21 protein-coding genes are annotated in these 26,321 nt (G+C 54.7%); 18 read left to right on the top strand and 3 right to left on the bottom strand.

The window, feature by feature from the left end:
• The first annotated feature begins 129 nt into the window (after nucleotides 1-129).
• The 10 genes from ABD735_RS06790 (at nucleotide 130) to ABD735_RS06835 (ending at nucleotide 9,893) form a co-directional block, all read left to right on the top strand.
• Nucleotides 130-477 (top strand): hypothetical protein, encoded by a 348-nt coding sequence (locus tag ABD735_RS06790; protein WP_344804637.1) that lies wholly within the window; start codon nucleotides 130-132, stop codon nucleotides 475-477.
• 9 nt (nucleotides 478-486) lie between these two features.
• On the top strand, nucleotides 487-939 hold the full coding sequence (locus ABD735_RS06795) for a peptidyl-prolyl cis-trans isomerase (RefSeq protein ID WP_344804639.1): 453 nt from the start codon (nucleotides 487-489) through the stop codon (nucleotides 937-939).
• Nucleotides 940-941: 2 nt separating this feature from the next.
• Entirely contained in the window at nucleotides 942-1,979 is a 1,038-nt protein-coding gene (locus ABD735_RS06800) for a HupE/UreJ family protein (RefSeq protein WP_344804641.1), read from the top strand.
• Nucleotides 1,980-2,208: 229 nt separating this feature from the next.
• The gene (locus tag ABD735_RS06805) at nucleotides 2,209-3,198 is read left to right on the top strand and encodes an NAD(P)H-quinone oxidoreductase (protein ID WP_344804643.1); all 990 of its coding nucleotides are present in this window, start codon (nucleotides 2,209-2,211) and stop codon (nucleotides 3,196-3,198) included.
• 285 nt (nucleotides 3,199-3,483) lie between these two features.
• A complete protein-coding gene (phnD, locus tag ABD735_RS06810) occupies nucleotides 3,484-4,476 on the top strand; it encodes a phosphate/phosphite/phosphonate ABC transporter substrate-binding protein (protein WP_344804645.1) in 993 nt (330 codons plus the stop codon).
• Between the two features lie 51 nt (nucleotides 4,477-4,527).
• Nucleotides 4,528-5,331, top strand: coding sequence for a phosphonate ABC transporter ATP-binding protein (gene phnC / locus ABD735_RS06815; RefSeq protein WP_344804648.1), 804 nt, complete (start codon nucleotides 4,528-4,530; stop codon nucleotides 5,329-5,331).
• Nucleotides 5,328-6,116 carry a phosphonate ABC transporter, permease protein PhnE gene (gene phnE, locus ABD735_RS06820; RefSeq protein ID WP_344804650.1) on the top strand — a complete coding sequence of 263 codons (789 nt, stop codon included), beginning with the start codon at nucleotides 5,328-5,330 and terminating at the stop codon, nucleotides 6,114-6,116. The genes phnC and phnE (ABD735_RS06820) overlap by 4 nt, the downstream gene beginning before the upstream one ends.
• Nucleotides 6,110-6,919 (top strand): phosphonate ABC transporter, permease protein PhnE, encoded by an 810-nt coding sequence (phnE, locus tag ABD735_RS06825; protein ID WP_344804652.1) that lies wholly within the window; start codon nucleotides 6,110-6,112, stop codon nucleotides 6,917-6,919. The genes phnE (ABD735_RS06820) and phnE (ABD735_RS06825) overlap by 7 nt, the downstream gene beginning before the upstream one ends.
• Nucleotides 6,919-7,719: an HAD-IIB family hydrolase gene (locus ABD735_RS06830; protein WP_344804654.1), complete on the top strand. Its 801-nt coding sequence runs from the start codon at nucleotides 6,919-6,921 to the stop codon at nucleotides 7,717-7,719. Before phnE (ABD735_RS06825) ends, ABD735_RS06830 begins: the two co-directional genes overlap by 1 nt.
• A 200-nt stretch (nucleotides 7,720-7,919) precedes the next feature.
• Entirely contained in the window at nucleotides 7,920-9,893 is a 1,974-nt protein-coding gene (locus ABD735_RS06835; protein WP_344804656.1) for a BCCT family transporter, read from the top strand.
• A gap of 314 nt (nucleotides 9,894-10,207) precedes the next feature.
• On the opposite strand, the gene ABD735_RS06840 is transcribed toward ABD735_RS06835, so the two are convergent.
• On the bottom strand, nucleotides 10,208-11,998 hold the full coding sequence (locus ABD735_RS06840; RefSeq protein WP_344804658.1) for a sensor domain-containing diguanylate cyclase: 1,791 nt from the start codon (nucleotides 11,996-11,998) through the stop codon (nucleotides 10,208-10,210).
• 513 nt (nucleotides 11,999-12,511) lie between these two features.
• On the opposite strand from ABD735_RS06840, the gene ABD735_RS06845 reads away from it, so the two are divergent.
• Nucleotides 12,512-12,802 carry a hypothetical protein gene (locus ABD735_RS06845; RefSeq protein WP_344804660.1) on the top strand — a complete coding sequence of 97 codons (291 nt, stop codon included), beginning with the start codon at nucleotides 12,512-12,514 and terminating at the stop codon, nucleotides 12,800-12,802.
• Here the strand turns inward: ABD735_RS06845 and ABD735_RS06850 are convergent.
• Nucleotides 12,783-12,944, bottom strand: a complete 162-nt coding sequence (locus ABD735_RS06850; protein WP_344804663.1) for a hypothetical protein — start codon at nucleotides 12,942-12,944, stop codon at nucleotides 12,783-12,785. The two genes, ABD735_RS06845 and ABD735_RS06850, sit on opposite strands and share 20 nt — an antisense overlap.
• Nucleotides 12,945-13,254: 310 nt before the next feature.
• Between ABD735_RS06850 and ABD735_RS06855 the strand changes: the two genes are divergently transcribed.
• A complete protein-coding gene (locus ABD735_RS06855; protein WP_344804665.1) occupies nucleotides 13,255-14,421 on the top strand; it encodes a fatty acid desaturase in 1,167 nt (388 codons plus the stop codon).
• Nucleotides 14,422-14,476: 55 nt separating this feature from the next.
• On the opposite strand, the gene ABD735_RS06860 is transcribed toward ABD735_RS06855, so the two are convergent.
• Nucleotides 14,477-15,442, bottom strand: a complete 966-nt coding sequence (locus ABD735_RS06860; protein WP_344804667.1) for a sulfite exporter TauE/SafE family protein — start codon at nucleotides 15,440-15,442, stop codon at nucleotides 14,477-14,479.
• Between the two features lie 383 nt (nucleotides 15,443-15,825).
• On the opposite strand from ABD735_RS06860, the gene ABD735_RS06865 reads away from it, so the two are divergent.
• The 6 genes from ABD735_RS06865 to ABD735_RS06890 all read left to right on the top strand — a co-directional run bounded on the left by ABD735_RS06865 (nucleotide 15,826) and on the right by ABD735_RS06890 (nucleotide 26,281).
• A complete protein-coding gene (locus tag ABD735_RS06865) occupies nucleotides 15,826-16,203 on the top strand; it encodes a hypothetical protein (protein WP_344804669.1) in 378 nt (125 codons plus the stop codon).
• A 9-nt stretch (nucleotides 16,204-16,212) separates the two neighbouring features.
• On the top strand, nucleotides 16,213-17,358 hold the full coding sequence (locus tag ABD735_RS06870) for a 1-acyl-sn-glycerol-3-phosphate acyltransferase (protein ID WP_344804671.1): 1,146 nt from the start codon (nucleotides 16,213-16,215) through the stop codon (nucleotides 17,356-17,358).
• Nucleotides 17,359-17,615: 257 nt separating this feature from the next.
• On the top strand, nucleotides 17,616-18,536 hold the full coding sequence (locus ABD735_RS06875; RefSeq protein ID WP_344804673.1) for a diguanylate cyclase: 921 nt from the start codon (nucleotides 17,616-17,618) through the stop codon (nucleotides 18,534-18,536).
• Nucleotides 18,537-18,588: 52 nt separating this feature from the next.
• Entirely contained in the window at nucleotides 18,589-22,731 is a 4,143-nt protein-coding gene (locus ABD735_RS06880; RefSeq protein ID WP_344804675.1) for a CHASE domain-containing protein, read from the top strand.
• A complete protein-coding gene (locus tag ABD735_RS06885; protein ID WP_344804677.1) occupies nucleotides 22,728-25,892 on the top strand; it encodes a PAS domain S-box protein in 3,165 nt (1,054 codons plus the stop codon). Before ABD735_RS06880 ends, ABD735_RS06885 begins: the two co-directional genes overlap by 4 nt.
• On the top strand, nucleotides 25,889-26,281 hold the full coding sequence (locus tag ABD735_RS06890; RefSeq protein ID WP_344804679.1) for a response regulator: 393 nt from the start codon (nucleotides 25,889-25,891) through the stop codon (nucleotides 26,279-26,281). Before ABD735_RS06885 ends, ABD735_RS06890 begins: the two co-directional genes overlap by 4 nt.
• The last annotated feature ends 40 nt before the right edge of the window (nucleotides 26,282-26,321 follow it).

A 26,321-nucleotide genomic window follows, 5' to 3' on the forward strand; every position in this document is an offset into this window, starting at 1 on the left:
GTACTTGAAGCAAAGCGATATAAGGGAGTTGGGAAGTGCCGAGCCACTGGTCACGGGTGAGTTCGAGGTGGACGACAGCTCACAGGGCTCATTCCGTCTGATTCAGAACAATCCCTGAGGGAGGCTCAAGTGGTCAGGTTCGGCAAACTCATGCGAGAGCCCCTGTTTGTCTTCCTTGCCGGTGGTAGCGTGTTGTTCGCCCTGGACAACGGCAATCGGGGTAGTGGGGATAGCCGCTCTGCAATGGTGATCGAGGTCGATGAGCAGGTACTGGCGCTGGCGGTAGACAATCGTGAGCGCCTCACCGGCAGGCCAATTTTGCAGCTTGAAACGAAGCAGGCTCTGGACGTCTACATCGATGAAGAAATCCTCGTGCGGGAGGCTTACCGACGCGGTCTGCATGACGATGGCGTCATTCGTACCCGGCTCATGAACAAGATGCGGCTGTTGCTTGGTGCGGGTTACGCTGAGCCATAGCAGGCTGATTTGGAGCGCTGGTACGTCGAACATCTGGAGGCTTATGCCGAGGCTACAAAGTGGACACTGGAACAGGTGTATCTGCCTCGAGATCAGAGAGCGCCTGACAATTTTCTGCAAGCGCTAGAGCAAAATAGGGTCGGTGACTTCACGTGGAGCGAGCACTCGCGTTTCCCCAGGTATCTCCAGAATCAGGATATGGAAGCCATTGCCGCTCGCTTTGGTCAGCATGTCGCCGATGCTGTCGCTGAAGCCAGTGCGAACAGCTGGTTCGGACCAGTGCTCAGCCCTCATGGCAGCCATTATCTGCGGGTAGTGGCTGAGAAATCAGGTGAAGTGCCTGATTTCGAGAAGCTCTCTGGCTATATCGAGCGGGATTGGCGTGAGGCGCAGATGGAGAGGGCAGTTGATCGCGCGCTCACCAGCTTGCGCGAGCAGTATAGCGTCCGGCAGGTCGACTGAGCATGACGGTGTTCGTATGCAGAAACACGCTTCTATCTTTTATCATTGCGCTTTTGATCGCGGCCGGCGCACTAGGCGCGTCAGACACTGCGAAAGCTCATGACCTGGGGATGCTGAAAGCTGAGCTCGTGGAAACCGACACTGCTGCAGGTTCTGCTTACCACCTGATGGTATGGATAACGGCGACGCCGCTGCAGCCCGCCTTCCAGACGCCGGACTTGCCGAGCCGTTGTACCATGAGTGAGGTCAGGCCTGATACAGTCGAGGGGCGCCAGGATTTTCGCTTCGAATGCGAAAGCAGACTCAACAGCCTGGATGCTCTTATTCTGCATTGGCCAATCGACGGTCTACTCGTTCAGGCCAGCTGGAAGGACGCGCCCGATTCGAAAGCCCTTTTTGCTACCGACAACGGTGAAATTAACCTTAAGCTGTCGGCACTGGACGTCTATTCGGCCTCCACCATTGCTCAGGTTCGCAGCTACTTCGAGCTCGGTACCGGGCACATCCTCAGTGGTGCAGATCACCTGTTCTTCGTCAGCGGACTTTTGCTTCTCATCGCATCCAGGCGTCAGCTGCTTGCGGCTATAACGACGTTCACCGCAGGGCATAGCGTAACCTTGCTCATCACTACTCTGGGTTACGTGCATGTGCCGGTCAAAGCCCTTGAAGCGTGTATTGCCTTATCAGTCGTCGTTATGGCCTTTGTGGCTGTCCAGGCGCAGGATGGTCGCGCGGGGCTTTGCACCCGATATCCATGGGTAGTGGCCGGTGCATTCGGACTGCTTCATGGATTCGGCTTTGCCGGCGCGCTAACCGAGCTGGAGCTCGAGGCATCAGATCTGCCACTCGCGCTTCTCGGCTTTAATCTCGGTGTGGAAGCCGGTCAGCTCATCTTCATTGCCCTGGCACTGCTCGTATGCGGGTTGGCGCTCAAAGTTGCGCCGTCGTTCAACAGGGCCAGCAGCAGGCGTGCCACAGCGTATACGCTCGGTATCGTAGCCACCTATTGGACCATGCAGCGGACGCTATTGCTGGTATAAATCCTGGAGCGGTGCTGACGGGCCAAAAAATCCAGGTCAAACCCACATAATCGAAAACTCCGTAAGCTCAATGCTGCCGTATTCTAGAACCGACGGCTGGCGTTTCTCGTTGCATGGTGTCCTCTACGTTCGGTTTTGGAGTCGACTACCACCACTCCCATGGTCTGCGACACTTGGACCACTTGCGTGCCAGCTATCCGCGATGAAATTATTTCAGGAGAACAGCGACATGAAAGCAATCACGCTCAAGGCGTTCGGCGGACCAGAGGTCATGACGCTGGGCGATGTCGACAAGCCCCAAGCTGGCGCTGGACAAGTTCTGATCAAGGTCGTGGCTACGTCTGTTAATCGCGCCGACATCGTGCAGCGCAGAGGATTTTATCCAGCGCCCCAAGGCGAGTCAGAAATCCTCGGCCTTGAAGTCGCAGGGATTGTGAGCGCTGTTGGCGATGGTGTTCGTAGTCCAGCCGCTGGCGACCTGGTAATCGCACTTGTTGGCGGCGGCGGTTATGCAGAGTATGCCGTAGCTTATGCTGGTCACTGCATACCGCTGCCAGAGAATATGGATTTTGACGCGGGCGCATGCATCTGTGAGACCTATATAACAGCGTTTCTGAATGTTTTTCAGCTGGGCGCTCTGGCAGATGGCGACGCTGTCCTGCTGCACGGGGGTGGTGGCGGTGTAAACACGGCGGCCATCCAGATCTGTCGGGCCCTGCGACCCAATAGCACGATCTATGTGACAGCCTCATCGGGAAAGCTGGATCGTGTCGCTGAACTCGGCGCGCATCATGTGATCGATTATAAGCATTCAGACTTTAGTAAGGAGATAGAAAGACTGAGTGAAGGTAAGGGCGTCCCCATGATTCTGGATCATATCGGAGCCGATTATCTGCAGCAAAACCTGCACTGTCTTGGCAAGGATGGCAGGCTCGTCGTCATCGGTGTCATGAGTGGTGCTGTTGGTAAAATCGATCTGATGAAGATGATGGCCAAACGGCAACAGATCATTGGTTCGACGCTGCGCTCGCAGCCGCCAGAGGACAAAACCAGGCTTATCAGCGATTTTCGCGAGAAGGTCATGCCCCTGTTTGCCTCGAGCAAATTAGAGCCGCTCATTCACCTGACCTTTCCACTGGCCGACGCATCAGAGGCACACAAGGCTATGGAAGAAAGTAGTCATTTCGGTAAGCTAGTGCTGAAAGTCCAGGGCGCCTGACGAGCCTGGCCATATATCGTTGCTGTTGCAATAGGTGCCAACTTGGGCGTGCTAATGACCTTTGAGTCCGGTTTGCCGACGTTGATGATCGGCACATCGGCGAATATTCCTTACCTACATTTTTGATGGTATCGGCGCCGCTTCCAAACTGAACATTTCCTGTTACTATCGACGTACAAGTTGAACATCCGACAATAACAACAATCTAACGAAACGCGTCCTCTCCGGATGTTCAATGCAAGGCTTAGTTGCCCATGCTCGGACCGTTTCCAGTGGAGTATCAGTATGATTCTACGGACAAAGCTATTTCCGAGTACTTTGCCTTCTGCAACCATAATCGCTTCAGCCTTGCTGTTCAGCTTCAGCACCCAGACACTAGCCGCCTGTGAGCGCGGCGCTCTCGACAAAAAATACTGCGATGAAAACGGCGACATGGTGGCCGACCTGCCGAAGGATAAATCGGAGTGGGTCAATCCCGACACATTGATCTTTGCCTACACGCCGGTCGAAGACCCGGCCATCTATTCGGACATCTGGCAGCCCTTCATTGATCATCTCTCCAAAGTCACCGGTAAGGACGTTCGCTTCTTCGCTGTGCAGTCCAACGCGGCACAAGTGGAAGCCATGCGCAGTGGACGCCTGCATATCGCCGGTTTCTCGACTGGCCCTACACCGTTCGCAGTCAATCTTGCAGGCGCGGTGCCTTTCGCGCTGATGGGCTCGGATTCAGGGCAGTTTGGTTACACGCTGCAGGTCTTCACCCAGGATGATTCCGACATCAAGGAAGTGAAAGACCTCAAAGGCAAGCGCGTCGCGCACACCTCACCAACATCCAATTCTGGCAACCAGGCCCCCATGGCGCTGTTTCCTGAACTGGGGGTCGTGCCTGGTGAAGACTACAAGATCAACTTTTCGGGTAGCCACGATCAGTCCATGCTCGGTGTGGTCGCTGGCGACTATGATGCCGCGCCGGTGGCGTCTGAAGTGGTCGATCGTATGGCCGCTCGCGGGCTGTATGACCCGAAGGATGTGCGGATGATCTGGGAGTCAGATCGCTTCCCGACAACCTCCTACAACTATGCCTACAACCTGGATCCTGCCCTGGTCGAGAAGATCAAGGAGGGTTTCTTTAGCTTCAAATTCGCTGGCACCGAGCTGGGCAAGGAGTTTGAAGGCGTCGAGAAATTCATTCCGATCAATTACAAGGATAACTGGAAGGTCATTCGTACCATCCAGCAGGCCAATGGCGTCGACTACACCCGCGATAAAATCGAGTAGGCCATCAGAGGCCTCTGGCTGCCCGCTGCAGGCTTCATCCGGAGTGAATACATGTTAGAGATTACCAATCTCGTAAAACGCTACGGGCAGAACGAGGCTGTGCTCAAAGGTCTGGATCTGACTGTTGAGGGGAGCAGCGTGGTGGCCATCGTCGGCGCCTCAGGTGCCGGTAAAAGTACGCTCTTGCGCTGCATCAATGGTCTGGTCGAGTCCACCTCGGGCTCGATCAAGCTGAACGGCCACGAGCTGGTCGGCCTTCGCGGTAGCGCATTGCGCCGCTCGCGCCAACGCATCGGCATGATCTTTCAGGGCTTCAACCTGATTGATCGCCTGAGTGTGATGGAGAACGTGCTGTCCGGGCGCCTGGGCTATGTGTCGTTCTTCCAGGCATTGACGCGACGTTTCCCACAAGTTGACATCGACCGAGCCTTCCATCTGATGGAGCGGGTGGGCATCGACCAATACGCCGACAAACGGGCCGACCAGCTATCCGGTGGTGAGCGGCAGCGGGTGGCTGTGGTACGAGCGTTGATGCAGGAGCCGGAGATCCTGCTGGCTGATGAGCCCACAGCGTCACTCGACCCGAAAACGTCTCAGCAGATCATGAGTCTGTTACAGAGCCTGGCCAGTGAGATGTCACTGCCGGTCTTGATCAATATCCACAACGTCACACAAGCGCGACTATATACCGACCGGATCGTCGGCATGCGCCATGGGCAGATGATCTTTGACGGTGCGCCCAGTGAGTTTGATCAGGCCGCGCTGGATGCCATTTATGGTGGTATTGAAGCACCGGATGAAACAGGTGGCGAGCCAGCTCGTGACGGTTTTCAGACTCAGGAGCCTGTGGCATGACAGGCAGGGTCTGGAAAAAGCCACCCTTCATTGCCAGCCCCTGGCTTCGTTACGGCTTGATCGCAATAGCGCTGACTTACCTGTATTGGGCGTTCTCCACCTTGCCGTTCAATTGGGAGCGGATTTCTGAAGGCTTGCCGAGAGCGGCGCGAATCTTTGGTGGCGCCTTTCCGCCTAGCTTCGAGCGAGGCAGCCTGTTATGGACAGGCTTCAAGGAAAGCTTCCAGATTGCATTTCTGGCTACGCTGATGGGTGTTGGTCTGTCGATACCCATCGCGGTAATGGCTGCCAGGAATGTCGCGCCACTGCCTGTCTATCTGCTTGGGCGCGCCATCATTATCGTGTCCCGCAGTTTCCACCCGGTCATCGTGGCCATCCTGCTTGTGGCCGCCGTTGGCTTTGGTCCGCTCGCTGGAATTCTTACGCTGACACTCTACTCCATCGGCTTTGTCGCGAAGCTACTGGCTGAGGAAATCGAAGAGATCGACTGGGGGCAGGTCGAGGCCATGCGGTCGGTAGGGGCAGGGTACTTTAAAGTGCTCTTGTATGGCGTTTTACCACAGATCATACCCCGTCAGATCGGCTTGTCCATGTACCAGCTCGATAGCAATCTTCGCGCCTCAGCGGTAGTCGGTATCGTTGGTGCTGGCGGTATCGGGAGCACGCTGATGAACGCCTTCGGGCGTTATGATTATGATTTTGCACTGGCTATTCTACTGATGATTATTGGCATTATTCTACTCAGTGAAGGCTTCAGCGGATGGGTCAGGAAAAAGGTATGGTAGATCACGCTGCAAAGTTGTCAGATCGAGTCTGGTCACGTTATGACCGCAAGGAGCAGTTGATCCGCTACGGGATTTACCTGGTCACTGTGGTAGCTGTCGTTTGGGCGGTAAAAGATATCGATATTTTCTGGCCCTGGGTATGGGACGCGCCAACCCAGATTCAGAACCTTGGGGCCAGGATGTGGCCGCCCGAACTCGCCAGGTGGAACGACATCTTCCAGGCGATGCTCGAGACCGTGCATATCGCCACGCTCTCAACCGTGCTCACGATATTCATCGCCTTGCCGGTGTCTTACATCGCGGCTCAGAACACTACGCCGAACAAGGCCACGCTGTGGCTCGGCCGGTTCATTCTGGTCTCGAGCCGTTCAGTGAACACCATCATCTGGGCACTCCTGTTCGTGGCCATATTTGGCCCAGGCGTACTGGCAGGGATACTGGCCGTGACCTTTCGTTCCATTGGCTTTATCGGCAAGCTGATGGGTGAGGCCATTGAAGAAATCGATCACCGTCAGGTAGAAGCCATACAGGCGACGGGTGCCAGCAAGATGAAGGTGGTGCTCTACGCGATCGTTCCGCAAGTCATGCCCGCCTTTTTCGCGATTGTCATCCTGCGCTGGGATATCAATATCCGCGAATCCACGGTCCTGGGTCTGGTGGGTGCTGGCGGTATCGGCGTCTTGCTGCAGGGTTCCATCGATCTGTTCGCCTGGCAGACCGTCGCCACCATCTTGCTGGCTATTCTTGTCCTGGTCATCCTGGGCGAAGCGATTACCAGCGTGCTTCGCAAGAAAGTCATGTAATGGATAACTTCGACTTCGGCGGCGCCGACATTCTGTTCACCGATGTGGACGACACATTGACCACGGGCGGGCAGCTCTTGCCAGAGACCTATCTCGCGCTCTGCCAGCTGGCGTCAGCCGGCATTCGTATCATTCCTGTGACCGGAGGCTGCGCCGGCTGGTGCGACCAGATCATTAGAACCTGGCCGGTAACCGCCGTGATCGGAGAAGGCGGCGCTTTTTACGCCCATCGTACAGCACCACAGACAATTCAATGGCACTACTGGGATAACCAGGCCTCACATCGCGCCGATCAGGCGAAGATATTAATGGCTGTTGCATCGCTGGAGCTGGACTTTGAACCAAAACTGGCGAGCGATCAGGCTTTTCGCTATGTCGATGTGGCGGTGGACTACAACCAGCAGGAATCGCTGAGTCCAGAGCAGGTGGAAAGCGTCCATGACCAGCTAGTCGCGCAGGGCTTCAATGTCCGGCAAAGCTCCATACACCTGAACATCTGGCTGGGGGACTTTGATAAGTCCACCATGGCCATTCGCGTGGGCCGCGAATTATTCGATCTGGATATGGAGGCGCTGCAGCAGCGGTCTGTGTTTATTGGCGATGCGCCCAATGATGACAGTATGTTCAGGAACTTCCCCCTGAGTATCGGTGTGGCGAATATTCGGAAGCATCTGTCGGTGATGGTCCATCAGCCGGTCGCTATCACCAGTAAGCGTTCGGGTTTGGGGTTTGCTGAGATGGCGGCGACGTGGTTGGGGCAGCGGGAGAGCTCGGCCCGAGCAAAAGTCCGACCGGACTAAGGGTCAGCTGTTGGCCAAGCGCGCTAATGACCTGATCCCGGATATCGGCCTCCTGTTCACGTCGGGTTATATCCAGAGCAACAGGTGCCAACGCAAGGTAGTCTATTCCCGTTACCAGCCAGGGGCTTTTCCTGGCAACAGGCCTATGCAGTACGTAAGATGCAGCTAGAAACCTTAAAAAATCAGCACCCGGAGAATATATGCAGGAGAACTCAAGTTCTACACTCAACCCCCCGGTATTCTTCTCTTCCGCCGTTCTCATTATTGCCCTGGTACTTTACAGCGTTCTGTTGCCGGCAAATGCACAAGCCGTATTCAGCGCGATACAAAGCTGGATAATCACTAACGCCAGCTGGGTGTATATTTTGGCGGTGGCAATGATTCTACTCACCGTAGTCTCCCTTGCCGTCAGCCGCTTTGGTAACATCAAGCTTGGTCCCGACCATAGCGAACCTGACTACAGCCGCGCCACCTGGTTCGCCATGCTCTTTTCAGCGGGAATGGGCATTGGTCTGATGTTCTTCGGCGTAGCTGAGCCTGTCATGCATTTTCTCGATCCGCCAACAGGTGAGGGTGGGACAGCGGCAGCGGCCCGCGAAGCGATGAAGATCACCTTTTTCCATTGGGGGCTACATGCCTGGGCCATCTACGCCATCGTTGCCCTGGTGCTGGCGTACTTCAGCTATCGACACGGGCTACCACTGACACTGCGATCTGCGCTCTTCCCGTTGATTGGCGACCGAATTTACGGCCCAATCGGTCATGCCGTCGATATCTTTGCGATTATCAGTACTGTACTCGGTGTCGCCACATCCCTGGGTTTAGGCGTCAGCCAGATCAACACCGGCTTGAACCATCTGTACGGGCTGCCAATTTCAATTCCGGTACAGATCGGTCTCATTGCCATTACCACCGCATTGGCCACGGTATCAGTGGTGACAGGTCTTGATAAGGGAGTGCGCAGGTTATCCGAGATCAACCTGACGCTCGCGGTCATCCTGTTGACCGTCGTGCTGCTCACGGGACCTACTGTCTTTATCCTGACCACATTCGTACAGAACACGGGTGGCTATATATCGAACCTGGTAAGCACCACTTTCAACCTCTATGCCTACGAGCCGAACGATTGGATAGGCGGTTGGACGCTCTTCTACTGGGGCTGGTGGTTGGCCTGGTCACCCTTCGTTGGACTGTTCATCGCTCGCATTTCACGTGGTCGCACCATTCGGGAGTTCGTTACCGGTGTTCTATTAGTACCGACGGCTTTCACGTTGCTGTGGATGACCGTCTTCGGCGACACAGCTATCCATATGATTTTATGGGGGGAGATTGAGGGGCTGGCTCAGGCAATAGAGATGAATTCAGCTCTAGCTTTGTTCGCCTTCCTCGAACACTTCCCGTTCGCCTCGGTATTGTCGATGGTGGCGATTCTGATGGTGGTGGTTTTCTTCATTACCTCCGCTGACTCGGGCGCGCTTGTCGTAGACATGCTGGCCTCTGGCGGCCGCGAGCCTACGCCTGTGTGGCAGCGTATGTTCTGGGCGATCTCCATGGGGGTGGTTGCGATAGCGCTCCTGCTGGCAGACGGATTGACGGCGCTGCAAACCGCAACCATCGCCAGTGCCCTGCCGTTTACGATCGCCTTGATGTTCTCTGTGGTTGGTCTGTTCAAGGCACTGCAACTGGATGCGACCAAGCGGGAACTACAGCACCGTGCGCCGCAAACCTCGCCCGTAGCACCTGCGTCCTCTGGCAGCTGGCGACGACGACTACGAAATCTGGTGCGATTTCCTGATGAACAACAGGTGGATCAGTTTCTAAACGAAGTGGTGTTACCAGCCTGCGAGGCGGTTAGTGAAGAGCTTGGCGCAGAAGGTTACATCATCCGTGTGCAGCGTGGTGAGGATCAACGTGTACGTCTGGAGATCGATCATCAGGGCGAAGCTGAATTCGTCTACGAGGTCAGGCCCAGGCCCTACCTTAAGCCGAACTTCACGGCCACAGGAGGCGAGTCACCTGCCATTGACGGCGAGCAAAGTTATTACCGGGCCGAGGTGTATCTCAAGGAAGGCGGTCAGAACTATGACTTGATGGGGTGGACCCGTGACGAGATCATCGGCGACATTTTGGATCAGTATGAAAAGTACCTGCACTTTCTGCACGTTGTTCGTTAAGTTTGTAGTTGCGACTCGCATTTCGTGCGTTGCCTTACCGCGGAGCGTGTTCTCAGACACGCTCTGAAGGCTCGTTGTTTCGATTGGCTAGGGCTTGTAACAATCTGTATCGGCCGGACTTGCATCGCCTTTGCCCGCGCTCATAAGGAGTAGAGTACGCACAGTCCCTGCTGCCGCTGAGAGCCAATCATGAATACCGGTCATTCGACGCCAAACCTCAAGCCCTAAGTGCTCTATGAGGTTCCGCGAGCCATCTACTTGCCCGTAGCCGGGCACTTCACGCCCGGCTGGTCGCTGCATATCGCGAGCTGAAATCAGGTGTTCCCGTAAATGAGATAACAATCACGCCCCGCATGTTTTGCCTTGTAAAGCGCATCATCGGCCCGTTTGATCAATAGCTCTGGAGCCTCATCTACCTGCGGGACCATGGTGGCAATGCCCTGACTCACCGTAATGGCGAGCTCCTCTTTTCCAATCGGAAACGGGTGCATCGCCAAGCGCTCTTTGATGCCACCCGCAACAGTCTCTGCGCCTTCAGAATCAGTGCCAGGCAGCACCACCGCAAACTCCTCACCGCCATAACGCACCACGACATCGGTGGGCCGCAGCACGGCCGCATTCAAGTGCCGCACCAGGAATATGAGGCAATCATCACCAATCTGATGACCATAGGTGTCGTTAAACAATTTGAAACGATCGATATCCAGCATGATCAATGAAATCGTGGTTTGCTCTCGAGTAGCCCGCTGCCATTCCGACACGAGCTGCTCGTCAAAGTAGCGACGGTTGAGTGATCCGGTCAGCGGATCCAGGTTGGACAGTTGCTGGAGCTTTTCATTCGCCTGCTCAAGTTCCCGTGTTCGCTCTTTGACACGCACCTCCAGCCGCGATGTCGCTTCGAGTTGTGCCTCTTCCGTCTCGTCCCGGAGCACCTTGATTCGGAAGGCGAGGGCAAATGACAGCAGCACGAGCTGGGCCAACGAGCCAATCTGTTGGCCATTTTCGGTGAGCGGGTTCAAAGGGAGAAGTCCGAACTTGTTCAGAATCATCAAGGCCGTGCCTATGAGAAGCGCAGCGAAGGCAATGCTGTAATGGACAGCCGGTTTGTAACCCCGGTACCAAATATAAAGGCCGGTGCCCAGCGCGACCAGAACGGACACAAAACCAAGTGCTGCGGCCAGCTGGATGATATAACGATAGGGGGCGAGCAGGGTGAGCAGGCCGCCGACTCCGGCAATCGCGGACAGACCCCAGAAGAGTCTGCGCGAGTAATACCGCACATTCAGAAAGCTGATGGTGAACCAGATGCCGAAGAGCGATGCCATGGCGACGAACACGCCGGTAAGTTTGTCCTGAAGCCAGGGCGATTCCGGCCAGAGAAACTGGTAGGCGAATCCGTGCAGACTCAGCTGGAAGCCACCAACCGCCAGAACCAGCATCACATACAGCAGGTAAGCCCGGTCGCGTGTCGAAAACAGAATAAACAGGTTGTAAATCAACATGACCGCAATCACGCCAAAGTACATGCCCTGGAGGCCGAGTAGTGTTTGCTCGTTCTGGAACAACGCCGCCGGGGTAGTGATGGCCAGCGGCATCTGAACCGCACTCGAAGACTGAATCTTCACGTAAACGCTCACCACTTCTTCAGAACCCAATGTCAGCGGAAACAGAAAGTTTCTGTAGTCTATCGGGCGCTGCTTGAATGGTCGTCTGTCGCCGGTCTGATAATGCTCCGTCAGGCGACCATCCTGTAGAAAGTAGACGTCGACGTAATCGAGAAGCGGATAACCCAGCTCCAGTATCCACGCTTGCTCGATAGCCTTCTGCTGAAGGTCGGCGCGAAACCAGTACGTGGCTTCGGAGAAACCAAAACTCGCGCTCGTGGCCTTTACCTCTTGCCACTCGTCATTCGGGATGGCTTGAATCGAATCAATATCCAGTTTGGCCTCTGTATCGATCAAAAACTCAAAATGGCCGCCAATATTGTAAGGCAGGGCATCCGGAGGTAGAGATATCGAATGAGGGGCACCGATCACCGACCCTGCATACAGGGTAAAGACGGCCACTATCGAGACCAGAACATGGCGGAGAGATGTGTTGCGCATTCTTAACCTGTAGTAGATAGCGAATGATATCGAATCGAGAATGGCCGAACTTTCAGCGAAACATTGATTCAGTTTAGGCAGACTTCTTCATGAGCGCGCAAGGAATGATTTTTTCATGGGCAAAGATCGCATTCGCGGATCTTAGGAGTAGACCCTCTGACAACCAGCCTGGCACCCATGAGCTGTTAAAACGATGTAGGATTTTTGCAACGGTGAGTAATGATGAGTATCGCCCGGACTTGCATCGCCTTTCCCCAAGGCAAGAACGGATACAGTACGTCGAGTCCCGTAGTTGCCGCCGAGAACCCAATGATGAACAACAATCTACCCCCGAAGAGCCTCAAACCTTATATGCTTCACGAGGTTCCGCGGTCCATCTATGTGCCTGCTCCTGGTCATCGTCAATCGAAAATCGATAAGGCCGAGAGAGCCTCATTTCTGAAGATGTTGAGACGCAAAGACGATAGCGTAAAGTCCGGCCAAACAGTCGCAGAACGGCCGGTGAGGATCACGTTGAGTGTTGCGACATGGCTGCGTGTGAGTTCCCAGGAGGAGCAACGAGCGACCCTGGTCCTCGTAGTGCGGCAAGAGAGCGGAGATTCCGGAATAAGAATTGACCAGCAGCTGTGCCGGCCCAATCAGTCAACGCTGTTCAGCGGCGAAGTAGAACTCGATACGAAGCGCCCACCGCTCAGTGTGCATCTGGCCCTGCTCGGCATAGATACTGGTCAAGCGGTCTATGTTGACGAACTCTTCGTGCAGCCAGTTCTGACGGAAGTGATGTCTACTGCTCAGCGTGCCTGATCCAGGTCCCGCTCATCAGGGATTCTGGATAGCTGTGCCAGTTCAGACCTGTCAGTCGACGTAGACGCTCCAGAGCATCCCCTGGTCGTTTCACCTGCAAGTGCAGGACCTTTCTGCTATCCGGATCCTTTCTATCGCTCATCGTTCTCTCCATGCGAAGACCATGACCCGCCAGGTCAGAATCTTCGCACCATCCCTAACCCTGCGAGAATATGATTCAAATATCGGGCCAGAATTCAAGGCGTTGATTTCTAACAGCGTAATCTCGAGCAGTAGAGTGTCTGGTCGAATATGTGTCGCAGGGCGACACATTCTGCCGAGTTGCGGCTCACGAGCAGCTTTTTTATGAGAGGCTAAGCTTGAAGTAATATGATCGTCATCATGCTGAGGAGCCAAAGAGCGATTTCATGGTATATTGCTCCTGATAAGCCTAGCCAAGGAACCCGTACCCAATGACCCAACAAGACCGACCGCCTATCAACTGGCCGGCCACCCTTATGTTCATTATGACGACATTGCCTGTGCTGTTCGTTCTACCCTGGTATCTATGGGAGTTCGAGGTCAGCGCTGCCGCTTGGATCGCCGCAGGCCTCCTGTGGATGGCGACCGGCATGGCGATTACCGCTGGCTACCATCGCCTATGGGCGCATAAGGCCTATAAAGCCCACCCGATAGCCAAGTGGGCGCTCGCAATCTTCGGCGGCATGGCGCTGCAGAACAGTATCCTGATCTGGGCTACTGGACATCGCAGTCACCATCGGCACGTGGACCATAAGGATAAAGATCCCTATTCGGCAGAGCGGGGCTTCTGGTTCTCACACATGGGCTGGATGATCCGGAAATATCCTTCGTCGGATCTCGATTACAACGGCATGCCGGATCTTGTCAACGACAGGGTGGTGATGACGCAGCACCGTCACTACCTCTGGTTCGCGCTGGTGCCGAACTTCGCCATTCCGATGGGGCTGGGGCTGGCCTTCGGCGACTTCTGGGGCTTCGTGCTGATTGCCGGCTTCCTGCGTATTGTCGTCTCCCATCACGCGACCTTCTTCATCAATTCGCTCGCGCACATGTGGGGCCGCCAGCCCTATACCACGGCGAACTCGGCGCGCGACAATGACCTGCTGGCGCTCTTTACCTGGGGCGAGGGTTATCACAACTATCATCACATCTTCCAGTATGACTATCGCAACGGTATCCGCTGGTGGCAGTTCGATCCCACGAAGTGGAGCATCTGGGGCATGTCCAAACTGGGCCTGACCAGCGAGCTCAAGCGTGTACCTGAGATAAAGATCGAGCAGGCGCGAGTGAACCGTGAGCTCGAGCGCATGAACGAAGCCCTGCAGGCCAGAGAAAGCCACAGCCTCATCGGCGAATGGCGCCATCAGATCGATACCGAGTGGGTGCATTTCAAGGACACGCTCGCTCAGTGGGCCGACCTGCAGAAGTCGCGAATTGAGGCCGCCCGCGAACAGGTCCAGGAAACCTGGGAGCACAGCGACATCAAGAGCCGCATCGACGCGATCGATATCGAAAAGGCACTGCGCCAGCAGCGCATGCGCTTGCGCACCTTGTACCGCGAGTTTGAGCTCGCGACAGCTGACGCTCGACCTGCATAATCATCCCGGGCCGTGTGCGCTGATGCCGCGGCCCGGCAGTTCCGTCTGTTTCCTTTTACACTAAAAGCGCTTTGTATAAATTGAATACTGATATCCCGCTGATTAACATCCCGACCAGTACTAGCAGGGTTCTGGTCGAGAACTTTTTGCACGCGTAAGCTGCAAACGGCGCGGCGAATAAACCACCCACAATCAAACCCGCTACTACATGCCAGATGGTTTCATCGACCAGGATGAAGAGCGATGCGGCGCTGGCCAGAGTCAGAAAAAACTCAGCGAAATTTACCGATCCGATCGTAGTGCGTGGGTCGTGGCCTGTGCCGACCAGTGTCGTGGTCACTACGGGTCCCCAACCGCCTCCGCCATAGGTATCGACAAAACCGCCCAGTAGCGCAAGTTTGCCAACATGCCTCGGCTCGTCCTTCCTCGTTGCAATGTGTTTGCGGAAGGCTTTGCTCAAAACATAGACACCCATCAACAACAGATATGCCGTGATAAAGGGCTTGAGGGTGTTACCGTCGATCTGGGTGACGAGTACCGCGCCGAGCAGGCCGCCAACAATGCCGGGGATCAACAAGCGGATAAATAATCTTATATCGACGTTGCCAAATTTAGCGTGAGACACGCCCGATACCCCGGTAGTAAAGACCTCGGCCATGTGAACCGAGGCCGTGGCCAGCGCAGGAGAAGCGCCGGTAGCGAGTAGAAAGCTAGTAGAGGTGAGTCCATAAGCCATGCCGAGTGCTCCATCGACGACTTGAGCGAGCAAGCCAACCAGAACTGCATTCCAGAACATTGAGTCGTTGAAGGTGTTGCCGATGGTAGTGACACCTGCATTCCAACTATCGCCAAATACCTGTGCGGTTCCGGCAGCGACAAGTCCAGTCAGTGTCAGTATTGCAAACCACATGGCAGTGCGGATAACAGGGTGCAGCGGGATCTGCTCTATAGGCGGTATGCCGAGCGCCTCGTGTTCCTGGTTGATGACTGTGTCAGATAGATCGAGGTTGCGAATTTTCATGATAGCGGGCGTCCGCGCCTTGTGTTGAGTCAGCGTATGCTATTGAGATCGCGGCATTTCGAGAAATACTGAAGAGCTATCAGGGTATATCCAAAAGAGATAACAAGAAATTTATTTATAATCGAATGGAACAAGTGAGGCAATTAGCTGCCACAGCAGCTCGCGAGCAGGCTCTGCAGATGTTAATTTGCTTCAATCTGCTCGATAGACGAACTGGGAGGAGATCCCCGACCGAGCGGGCGTCTCTGTATGGCTTGGGAAGCGGACAGGTGGATATATCTTTACTTGCCTCTACGCTTATTACACCAAGTGTTCAGTTGTGGACGCTGGATAAGCATTTTCTTCAAAATGGCCCAACGGTTCGCCATTGCCTACGAGGTCTTATGAGTTTAAATCCAGAAACCGAGCAGAGAAAACTCCCTAGACTCCTGTGCTCCGAGGGCTTCAGTGCCAGCAAGGTCGTATTCGGTGACCAGACATTCGAGCTCGAGTCAATTAACTACACCCACGACGGCATGGCTCTGTTCAAGTCTGATCCGCTGCCTGAGGTCGATACTTTTTTTATCAGCTTCAACTACCCGGTCGACGGCCATCTCGTGGAGATTAGCGAATTACCTTGCATCCTCGTGCACGTTCGGGATACAGATAACGGTTTTTACTACGGCGCGTCCTTTGACCTTGAAGCAGCCACTTCGCAACAGATCTCTGATCTGATCCGTATCGAGGAAGAAATTGCTGTTGAACAGGATCGCGCCAGATAGAATTCCCGCATGAATCAATTCGACGATATTCGGCCCTATTTCGATGAGGAAGTGCGCGCCGTCCTGAACAACCTGCTGAACGACGCCGAATTACTTCGCTTGATAAGCCGGTCCAACGCGCCGTGGTTGGCAGAGAAAGTACCCTCGCTTGCCCGGTGGGGCACTCGGCTTCTGCTTTCGGCCAGGTTGCGGCACGTTCATAGCGTGGCTGATTTGCAGCGGATAGTGGCTGTTTATATGGCACAAACCGTCGCGAAGACCACTACATCGCTGACAGTAAGCGGCCTTGATAAGCTCTCTCCCACCCAAGCCTATCTCTTCATCTCGAATCACCGTGACATCGTACTGGATCCCGCTCTGATGAACTTTGCGCTGGATCAGGCCGGGTTTGCGACTGTTCGCATCGCGGTGGGCGACAATCTCCTCAAGAACCGACTGGTCGGTGAGATCATGCGGCTCAACAAGAGCTTCATCGTCAAGCGTACGGTCAGCAGTCCACGAGAACTTCGCGACACTTTCATGACCTTGTCGAGCTATATCAATGGCTCGATCGCCGACGGCCACTCTATCTGGATCGCCCAGCAGGAGGGCAGGGCAAAGGATGGCATCGACCGCACCGATCCCGCCATTATCAAGATGTTCAATATGAGTCAGAAGCAGACCGGGGCCACGTTCAGTGACGTGATACGGCGGCTCAATATCGTACCGGTAAGTCTTTCCTATGAATATGATCCCTGCGACACCGCCAAGGCCCGAGAGCTCGAGATGCGAGCCCGTACAGAGGTGTATGAGAAAGCGGAGAACGAGGATATCGACAGTATTATCAGCGGCATCACGGGCTTCAAGGGCCGAGTTCATATAGGCTTCGGTGAGCCGCTGGCCGAGATCTACGAGTCACCCAGGGCGGTGGCAGAGGCCATTGACGCTCAGATTCTGCACAACTATCTGCTCTTTCCATCCAATTATCTGGCCTATCAGAAGTTGCGCCAGGCAAATCCAGAACGCGTCCTGCCAGCAGTTGAGGCAAGATACAGCGCAGACCAGATGCTCGCTGAAACAAGAACTTTTGAGCTGAGGTTGGCACAGTGTGCTGACAATTTGAGGCCGTATCTGCTGGCTATGTACGCCAACCCAGTCATCAGCGCGTTGCGGTAGTGCCAGTTTAATTGACGGTGGCGGACCGCAGTCATCTGGCAATCATCGATTGAGTATATAACCTTTTCCGTATACCGATTCGACAGAAGAGGCAGGTCGCGAAATGAAATTGCCTCGATTTTTCTGCACCCAGGGTTGCCCGAGACTCTTTTGTACCTTCTGCTACACTCAGAACAGAAGATGTGAGGCGTCCTGTATCAACTCAGGCCCGAAGCGTGTGCCTCCTCGCCAGATGCCAGATGCCAGGTATGAGACGAATGTCGGACCAACAATTCCTCATGGGTAAAGTTCTGATTGTGGATGACAATCCGCAGCTGATTAAGATGTTGAGCGCCATCCTTCGGGGGATCTGTACGGTCAGTTTTGCCTTGAGCGGCGAAGAAGCTCTGAAAGTCGCAGCCCAACAGAAGCCACAAGTCATTCTGCTCGATATGCAGTTGCCGGGTATGAACGGTTTCGAAACGTGTAGGGCGCTCAAGAGTTCGGCAGAGACCTGCAATGCTGCCATTTTGTTCCTGACGGCGCACTCTGAAAGCGATTTTGAAGTGAAAGCGCTCGAGCTGGGCGCCGTCGACTTCATCGCAAAGCCTTTCAACTCAGCCGTTGTTATGGCAAGAGTCAAGACGCAGCTGCTATTAGCCGCACAGACTGAGACTTTGCGTCAATACGCTGAGCGTGACGCGCTGACTGGCCTCTACAATCGTCGCTATTTCGACAAGAAGCTAGACGAGGAAGTCGCCTGGCATCGGCGGCAGGCCTTGCCGATGGCTGTCACCCTGCTGGATATAGATCACTTCAAACTTTACAACGACGGCTATGGCCATGTGGCCGGAGATCACTGCCTGCGGCAGGTAGCGGAGATTCTGTCTGAAAGCTTGCGAAGGCCAGGTGAATTTGTTGCACGCTACGGTGGTGAAGAGTTTTGCACTGTACACCCTTATAATGATAAGGAGCAGGCAGGAAAGATAGGCCAATACCTTTGTGAGCAGGTGAGAAAGGCCCAGATTCCCCAGGAGTTCTCGCCGACAGCCTCGTTTCTTACAGTTAGCGTGGGCACTGTGAGCTTCGTGCCAACTCTTGACATGAAGCTGCAGGATGTGCTCGCGTGTGCGGACAAAGCGTTGTACCTGGCAAAGCAAAGCGGCCGCAATACTGCACGGACCAATTCTTTTGCATAGGTCGGGCTTGAGTTCTGAGGAGCGGACAGGTCCGGCGCCGAGCTCGCCTGTCATGCGGCTCACAGCACTAATACTGTGTTGTGCATTGGTCTACTTTGTCGTTGGCTTTCTGAGCCTGCAGATGGCTTTCGACACTACAAATGTCTCGCCAATCTGGCCGCCTTCAGGACTTGCTCTCGGAGCTTTGTTGTTGCTTGGGCAACGTGTATGGCCAGCCATCACCCTCGGGGCATTCTGCGTAAACCTGGCAACATTTCAAAGCTACGGTGAGCTCTCCACTGTCATTGCCTCACTAGCAATTGCGGTAGGCAATACGATGGAAGCGCTTGTGGCGCTGTGGCTCATTTGTCGGTTCACGAATATCAAAAAAGTTTTCAGTACAGTTCCAGGTGTCTTCATATTCTTACTGGCGAGTGCATTGGCCTGTATGGTGAGCGCTGCAGTTGGCACAGCCTCCCTCGTACTGGGAGGTTTTGCGCCTGGTGCCGCTGCGGTCAATGTCTTTAGTACGTGGTGGGTAGGGGACTGTACCGGCATATTGGTATTGACGCCGTTTATGCTGGCGTGGGGACGGAGACTCGACTGGCAGCCAGACAAAAAACCTCGGTTGGTTCTTGGCGTTCTGGTCGCCGCTGTTATTGCAGCCACGATCTTGACCTTCAGCAATATCCTGGCCTCGGACATGTTGGGGTTCCTCGTTCTGTTCCTGTACGTGCCCTGTGTGGCTATAACAGCCTATTTTTATGGCATACGAGGCGTGACCCTGCTGATCGTTGTCACCGCCGGCGTGGCGGTGATCATGACGGCCAAAGGTCAGGGGCCCTTCGTCTTCGGCACAGGCGCCGATAATGCCTCGCTGATTGCGCTCGACAGTTTTATTCTACTGTGGGTGGCCAGCGGACTGATGCTCTCAGCTGATTTGACCGACCGGCAAGGTGTAGGTGCTGTCAGAGCTCCGGTACTCATGCTGCCATGGGCGCTGTTTATTCTGAGTGTCGGCTTGTCAGTTTGTGCCTGGCGACTGACTACCCTCTCAATAGAGAATACGGCCCGCGACGAATTCGCCTTCAATGCTCAAGCGATTCAATCTCGAATCTTTGATCGGATGCGCGATTACGAGCAGGTGCTGCGTGGCGCCGCTGGATTTTTCAATGCCTCGGCTTCGGTCGAGCGTGACGAGTGGGAGCGTTACGTGTCTACCCTCAAGCTCTCAGAAAGCTACCCCGGTATCCAGGGGGTGGGATATGCCGAATATTTGAGGAATGAGTCTGAGAAGCGTCGCTTTGTGCAGGCAGTGCAAGCAGACGGTTTTCCCGATTTTGAGGTGAAGCCGCGAGGCGATCGGAGCGCCTATGTGGCTATAAAATATCTCTCGCCATTCGATTGGCGTAACCAGCGGGCACACGGCTACGACATGTTTTCCGAAAGTCTGCGTCGAGAGGCCCTCACTGTCGCTCGAGACAAGGGTATCACCAGTGTTTCTGGGAAGATTGTGCTGGTGCAGGAGACGGAAGTTGGGCAGCAGTCCGGCTTTCTGATGTATCTGCCGATATTCGAAGGCGATACGCTTCAGCAAACAGCTGATCAAAGGCGGGCATCTTTCAGAGGTGTTGTATACAGTCCGTTCAGGATGAATGACCTGATAAACGGAGTGCTCGGGTCAAGTCGCGCGACACTGGCCTTGCAGATCTATGACGGGAGCGAAGCGCTCCCGGAAAATATCATGTACAGTGATTTTCCGTCTGAACTGCCTGAAAAGTCATCTTTCCTGTCGAGTTTGCGCTACGAGAAGCCCGTAAAGATCTCTAATCGCGACTGGCTGCTCGTCGTAACGCCCACGCCAGATTTCGGGATAACCATCGATCGCGGAAAAGCGCATATCGTGCTGATAAGCGGCATACTGATAAGTCTTCTGCTTTTCTCATTTATCCGCGCGCTTGTGGTTACAAGAAGCCGTGCCTTGTCGCTTGCCGAGCAGATGACAATGGCACTACGAGAGTCCGAAGCACGGTTTACATCGCTCGCAAAGGCGGCCCTGGAAGCAATATTTATTGTGAATGGCGATGGAAAAATTCTCTACTGCAATCCTGCTGCTGAAAGAATCTTTACTTACTCCACAACCCAGCTAATGAAGCGCTCATGGCTATCGCTGATTGCGGATTCGGACCGCCAGGACGTTGAGAAAAACCTGCAGGCCCAGCGCAATACTGGAGCAGAGGCTGCAAGAGAAGGTGAGTCGGTTCGAGCAAGCTGCGTGAGAGCGACTTCAGAAACTTTTCCAGCCGAGTTTTCTCTTTCTTACTGGGAAAATGACGGACATCATTTCTACGGCATCATTCTGCGCGATGTCACCGAAGCGCGCCTTGCCAGTCAGCGCCTGACAGAAGCCCGAGAAGTTGCTGAGTCGGCAAGCCTCGCAAAGAGCCAGTTTGTAGCCAATATGAGTCATGAAATCAGAACGCCGATGAATGCCGTTCTGGGCATGACTCAGCTTCTCCTGCGGACCTCGTTGGACACTGAGCAGCGCAAGCAGCTGGAGATCATGCTTAGGGCTGGCAACTCGCTCATGGACATTCTGAACGATATTCTGGATTTTTCGAAGATGGAAGCGCAACGTCTCGAATTGCGTAAGAAGGTCTTCAATCTCGACCACATTCTCAACGAACTTGCGGCTATCATGAGCGTTGAGGTAAACGACAAGCCGCTAGAGCTTGTTATCGGCGTCGAGTCCACGGTGCCCCGGTCTTTGATAGGTGATGAAACCAGAGTACGACAGATACTGTTGAACCTGGTCGGCAATGCTATCAAGTTCACTGAAAGCGGCGAAATTTCATTACTTGTCGAATTGGCTGAATCCCTGGGCAGCTCAGTGACCCTGAGGTTTATCATTAAAGACACTGGCATTGGAATCGCCGCCGAGAAGCAGGGCGCACTGTTTACGGCATTCTCACAAGCAGATGCTTCAGTTACTCGAGAGTATGGCGGCACAGGGCTTGGGTTAGCAATTTCCCGAGAGCTTGCTCAGCTCATGGGTGGTGATATCACTTTGTCCAGTGAACAAGACAAAGGCAGCACCTTTACTGTTCGCCTACCTTTTCAGATTGCTGAACAACATGATCTTCCTGAGGGGCAGCAAGAGGCCTTGACGACTTCGGAAGGTCGCCTATTGGGTATAAACATTCTGCTTGTAGAAGATAACTCATTCAATCAGGCGGTGGCGAAAGGGCTTCTGGAGCACGCTGGTGCAAAGCTTGCCATTGCGGATAATGGTGACGATGCCATCAAGTGCTTATCATCGAAGAGTGAGCATTTCGATCTCGTACTGATGGACGTGCAGATGCCAGGAATGGATGGCATCACAGCCACCAGGATCATACGTCAGGAACTAAAACGTTCTCTTCCAATCCTGGCAATGACGGCTGGAGTACTGGAATCCGAACGAGCGGCCTGTATTCACGCTGGCATGAATGGCCTCATTCCGAAGCCTGTTGTCGAACATGAAATGCTAGACCTGATTGAACAGGCGCTTGAAGGCAAGGTGGCCACTACGCCGGTTTCCGCGCCTATGGAATCGGATCTTGAGCAAGCGAGCATTTCAAACACCCTCGATGAGCTCGTCAAAATCGCGAAGGGCAATGTAGCAACCGAGCGCCTGGTCCTGGAAGCCGTCCGTCAACTTCTTGAGCAGGGCGATGCTCCGATCATGGAAGCTCGGCGCGAATGGCTTGGCCAAAATTACAAGGCGTCAGCAGCAGTGCTACACAAGCTCAGAGGATCCGTCAGTCAGCTTGGCGCTGATAGCTTGACCAGAGGCCTGCTCGCCCTCGAACAGCGAATCACGGATTCTGAGATGCAAGCGGACCTGGAGCAGGACTGGATTCAGGCACGCCGCCAGTGCGAAGTCATGCGTGCTTCAATCTCTCTGTGGTTCGAAAATCGGCAGCGAGGCCGCATCGCCGACAGTGAGCCGGCTTCGACTGCAGTGCCTGTGGAGAATCCTGAGCCTGAGCTGGCAACATTGAAGCAGATGCTTGCAGACAGAAATATCGATGCCGATCAGCAATTTGAGCGACTCCGAGCCTACCTGGAGTCGCAAATGAGCACGAGCGATCTACAGACCCTCGTTATGGCTATCGATGCACTGGATTTTGCGTCAGCTTTGGAGATCCTCGAACAGGCGGGCAAACCCGAATGACAGAACCCCGCTTCCAGGCACCACCGCTGCCCGTCAATGAGCCCGAACGTCTCGATGCGCTACGCAGCCTGAACATCCTCGACTCGCCTCCTGAAAAGGAGTTCGACACCCTCGTTCAGCTGGCGAAAACGATCTGTGACGTGCCTATAGCCCTGGTCTCGCTCATAGATCAGGATCGGCAGTGGTTCAAGGCCCGCTGTGGGATCGATGCTACGGAAACAGAAAGAGCCATATCCTTTTGCGGCCATGCCATTCTTCAAAAGGAAATCTTTGAGGTGCAGGATGCGCGCCTGGACGAGAGGTTTGCAGAAAACCCACTGGTGACTGGTGCGCCATTCATTCAGTTTTATGCTGGGGTGCCGCTTGTTTCAGAGCACGGGCACTGCTACGGCACACTATGCATCATCGATGCTAAAACCAGGACGCTGGAAGAGAGCAAACGATCGCAGCTGATTCAACTCGGTGACCTTGCAGTCCACCTCATGAATACGCGACGGAATCAGCTCGTAGCCGAGGCCGATGCTGCAATGGTTGATACGCTGCTCGAGCATATGCCGAATGCAGTAGTTGCCTGCGATGCAAATGGCAAATTGAACCGGTTTAATCGGCTGGCCCGCCAGTGGCATGGCATCGACCCGCTGGAGGTTCCACCCGAGGAGTGGGCCGAGCACTTCGATCTGTATGAACCAGATGAATCCACTCTGCTACCCACGGAAAAAATCCCTCTCTTGAGAGCCTTCAGGGGCGATGCCGTGGATGGCAGCGAAATCGTCATCAAACCAAGAAACGAAAGACCGAGACATGTTCAATGCCACGGGCGCTCAACGTATGCCGCCGATGGAACTCATGTGGGGGCTGTGGTCGTCATGCAGGATTTTGGCGCTCTCAAGGAAGCCGTCGCGCAAAGCGCCAGAACCAGTGCACACCTGAAAGCCATAGTCGATGCTTCGACTGATACCTCAATCATTGCAACCGACAAGAGTGGATTGATTACCCTCTTCAATACAGGCGCGAGCCGTCTACTTGGCTACAGTGCCGAAGAGCTGATCGGCATTGAGACGCCGGTATGTTTTCATCTGGCGAGCGAAATTGAGGCTCGCGGAGAAGAGCTTTCCGCCAGAGCGGGCAGATGCATCGACGGCTTCGATGTGTTTGTCTTTGAGGCGCTTGAAAGTTCTTGCGAGAGCTCTAACTGGACCTATGTTCGAAAAGACGGCGCTCATCGGCAGATTCATCTATCGATCAACGCTTTACAGGATGGCCGCGGAGAGGTTACCGGCTATCTGGCGGTGGCCGTGGATCAGACTGAACAGCTGGCTGCGCAGCGCGAAGCCCGGCTGCAGGCGGAGCGATTCGCTGGCGCCTTCGACACTGCCGCTATAGGCATGGCGCTGGTCTCATTGGAAGGCAGGTGGACTGCTGTGAACGATTCTCTATGCCAGATGCTTGGCTACTGTAGAGAAGAGTTGCTTGCGACCGACTTCCAGACGATCACTCACCCTGAGGATCTCGATAGTGATCTTCATCTGCTGGATCAACTGCTGGCGGGGGAGATTCGCAGCTATAGACTGATCAAACGCTACTGGCACAAGGACGGCTCGGTTATCTGGGCTGAACTATCCGTCGCCCTGGTACGGGATGAAGAGGGCGCGCCACTGCACTTCGTATCGCAGATACGGGATGTGACCACGGAGAAGCAGGCAAATTTTGCACTGCAGGCTAGCGAGACGCGCTTGCGGGGGCTGTTCCAGCTGTCGCCGATCGGCATTGCGCTGAATGATGCCGAGACCGGCGACTTTCTCGACGCCAATCAGGCGCTGCTGCAGCAGACCGGTTACGACCATTCGGAGTTTATTCGCCTCAGCTACTGGGATGTTACACCGAAAGAATACGAGGCCAAAGAGCAGGTCGCCCTTCGCGAGCTCAAGACCCTCGGCCGCTACAACCTGTTCGAAAAAGAATACTACCGAAAGGATGGGAGCCGCTACCCGGTTCGGCTACAGGGTATGATGATCAAGGGTATTGATGGGCGAGACGTGATCTGGTCGCTGGTTGAGGATATCAGTGAGCTGCAGCGAGTGGAGCGTATGAAGGCAGATTTTGTATCCACAGTCAGCCATGAGCTTCGCACGCCGCTCACGAGTATCTCAGGTGCCTTGCAGTTGTTGAGCCATGGCATCGCCGGTCCAGTACCGGACAGCATGCAGGAGATGCTGGAGATTGCTGCCAAAAACAGCCAGCGACTGGTGTTGTTGGTGAACGATCTCCTCGACATCGACAAACTAGCTGCCGGCAAGATGCAGCTTCAACTCGCTGGAGTCGATCTGTGCGCTCTGCTTGAGGAAACCGTGCAAAGCATGAAAGCCTTCGCCCTGCCGATGCAGGTCGAGATCGCACTTGGCGGCGACCTGGAGGGGCAGGTGTACGCCGACCGGGCGCGCCTGATTCAGGTACTACACAATCTGCTCTCCAATGCCTGTAAGGCCTCGCCCGCCGGCAGTCTGGTAGAGCTGATATGTGAGCGTACAGCTGATGATGCTGTCATTATCGAAGTTATCGATCGCGGCCGCGGCATCCCAGCAGCCTTTCGTCCGCGAATCTTCCAGAAGTTCGCGCAGGGAGACGAGAGGGACTCCCGAGCTTATAGCGGCACGGGCCTTGGCCTTGCTATCAGTCAGCAATTAATCTCGCACATGGGCGGCGTCATCGGTTTTGAATCCATGGAGGGTCATGGCAGCCGGTTCTGGATCAGGTTGCCCAATCACAGCTCAGGCTCGGCAAGATTCCGTCCCAACGGACCGCCGCGTGTTCTTCACGTCGAAGACGATGCGGATCTTGGTGCGGTCATTCGCACACAACTGCGCGGGATTGCGGAGGTCGAACAGGCGCTAACACTACAGCAGGCCAATTATCGGCTGCGCGAGAAACACTTTGATCTGGTCCTGCTGGATCTCAAGCTTCCGGACGGCTCAGGCGAGAGTCTGTGGGAGGTGTTCCATCAGGCTCAGCCTGACATCCCGGTGGTGGTGCTTTCAGGCCACGAGGTCCCGAGGGCGCTTGCAGGCAGGGTCAGTGCTGTCATCACAAAGAACCAGGAGGCTGGTGATCAACTGACGGAAACAGTACGTCGATTGATAGGCGGAATAGGAGCGGCAGAATGAAGCCACTGAAAAAGGTGCTCCACGTTGAGGACGACCCTTCGATTAGAACGATAGCCAGGCTGGCGATTGAGGTAGTAGGCGGACTGACGCTCTTGAGTTGTGAAGACGGCAGATCCGCCCTGGTGCAGGTAGAAGAGTTTTCGCCAGATCTTATTCTTCTCGACGTCATGCTACCGGATATGGATGGGCCGGCCATACTGAAGGCCTTGCAGGCGCAAATGGATCTTGCTCAGACTCCTGTGCTGTTCATGACCGCCAAGGTTCACAAAACAGAGCTCAATCGCTTTCAAGCGCTGGGGGCATTCGGTGTGATTCCAAAACCCTTCGATCCGATGACTCTGGCGCAGACCCTGCGCGAACATCATAAGCGATTTCATTCCGGCTGCTGAGGCGATCAGAAATAGAAATGGGCCTGTATGACACAGACCC

Source organism: Allohahella marinimesophila, from assembly GCF_039538005.1.
Classification (GTDB): domain Bacteria; phylum Pseudomonadota; class Gammaproteobacteria; order Pseudomonadales; family Oleiphilaceae; genus Allohahella; species Allohahella marinimesophila.

Coding starts and splice junctions, on each gene's coding strand:
- ABD735_RS06830 (WP_344804654.1), top strand. CDS start 6,919: ATGGATAACTTCGACTTCGGCGGCGCCGACATTCTGTTCACCGATGTG.
- ABD735_RS06865 (WP_344804669.1), top strand. CDS start 15,826: ATGAGTTTAAATCCAGAAACCGAGCAGAGAAAACTCCCTAGACTCCTG.
- ABD735_RS06875 (WP_344804673.1), top strand. CDS start 17,616: ATGTCGGACCAACAATTCCTCATGGGTAAAGTTCTGATTGTGGATGAC.
- ABD735_RS06850 (WP_344804663.1), bottom strand. CDS start 12,944: ATGAGCGATAGAAAGGATCCGGATAGCAGAAAGGTCCTGCACTTGCAG.
- ABD735_RS06840 (WP_344804658.1), bottom strand. CDS start 11,998: ATGCGCAACACATCTCTCCGCCATGTTCTGGTCTCGATAGTGGCCGTC.
- ABD735_RS06885 (WP_344804677.1), top strand. CDS start 22,728: ATGACAGAACCCCGCTTCCAGGCACCACCGCTGCCCGTCAATGAGCCC.
- ABD735_RS06880 (WP_344804675.1), top strand. CDS start 18,589: ATGCGGCTCACAGCACTAATACTGTGTTGTGCATTGGTCTACTTTGTC.
- ABD735_RS06860 (WP_344804667.1), bottom strand. CDS start 15,442: ATGAAAATTCGCAACCTCGATCTATCTGACACAGTCATCAACCAGGAA.
- phnC (WP_344804648.1), top strand. CDS start 4,528: ATGTTAGAGATTACCAATCTCGTAAAACGCTACGGGCAGAACGAGGCT.
- phnE (WP_344804650.1), top strand. CDS start 5,328: ATGACAGGCAGGGTCTGGAAAAAGCCACCCTTCATTGCCAGCCCCTGG.
- phnD (WP_344804645.1), top strand. CDS start 3,484: ATGATTCTACGGACAAAGCTATTTCCGAGTACTTTGCCTTCTGCAACC.
- ABD735_RS06835 (WP_344804656.1), top strand. CDS start 7,920: ATGCAGGAGAACTCAAGTTCTACACTCAACCCCCCGGTATTCTTCTCT.
- ABD735_RS06805 (WP_344804643.1), top strand. CDS start 2,209: ATGAAAGCAATCACGCTCAAGGCGTTCGGCGGACCAGAGGTCATGACG.
- ABD735_RS06870 (WP_344804671.1), top strand. CDS start 16,213: ATGAATCAATTCGACGATATTCGGCCCTATTTCGATGAGGAAGTGCGC.
- ABD735_RS06800 (WP_344804641.1), top strand. CDS start 942: ATGACGGTGTTCGTATGCAGAAACACGCTTCTATCTTTTATCATTGCG.
- phnE (WP_344804652.1), top strand. CDS start 6,110: ATGGTAGATCACGCTGCAAAGTTGTCAGATCGAGTCTGGTCACGTTAT.
- ABD735_RS06890 (WP_344804679.1), top strand. CDS start 25,889: ATGAAGCCACTGAAAAAGGTGCTCCACGTTGAGGACGACCCTTCGATT.
- ABD735_RS06855 (WP_344804665.1), top strand. CDS start 13,255: ATGACCCAACAAGACCGACCGCCTATCAACTGGCCGGCCACCCTTATG.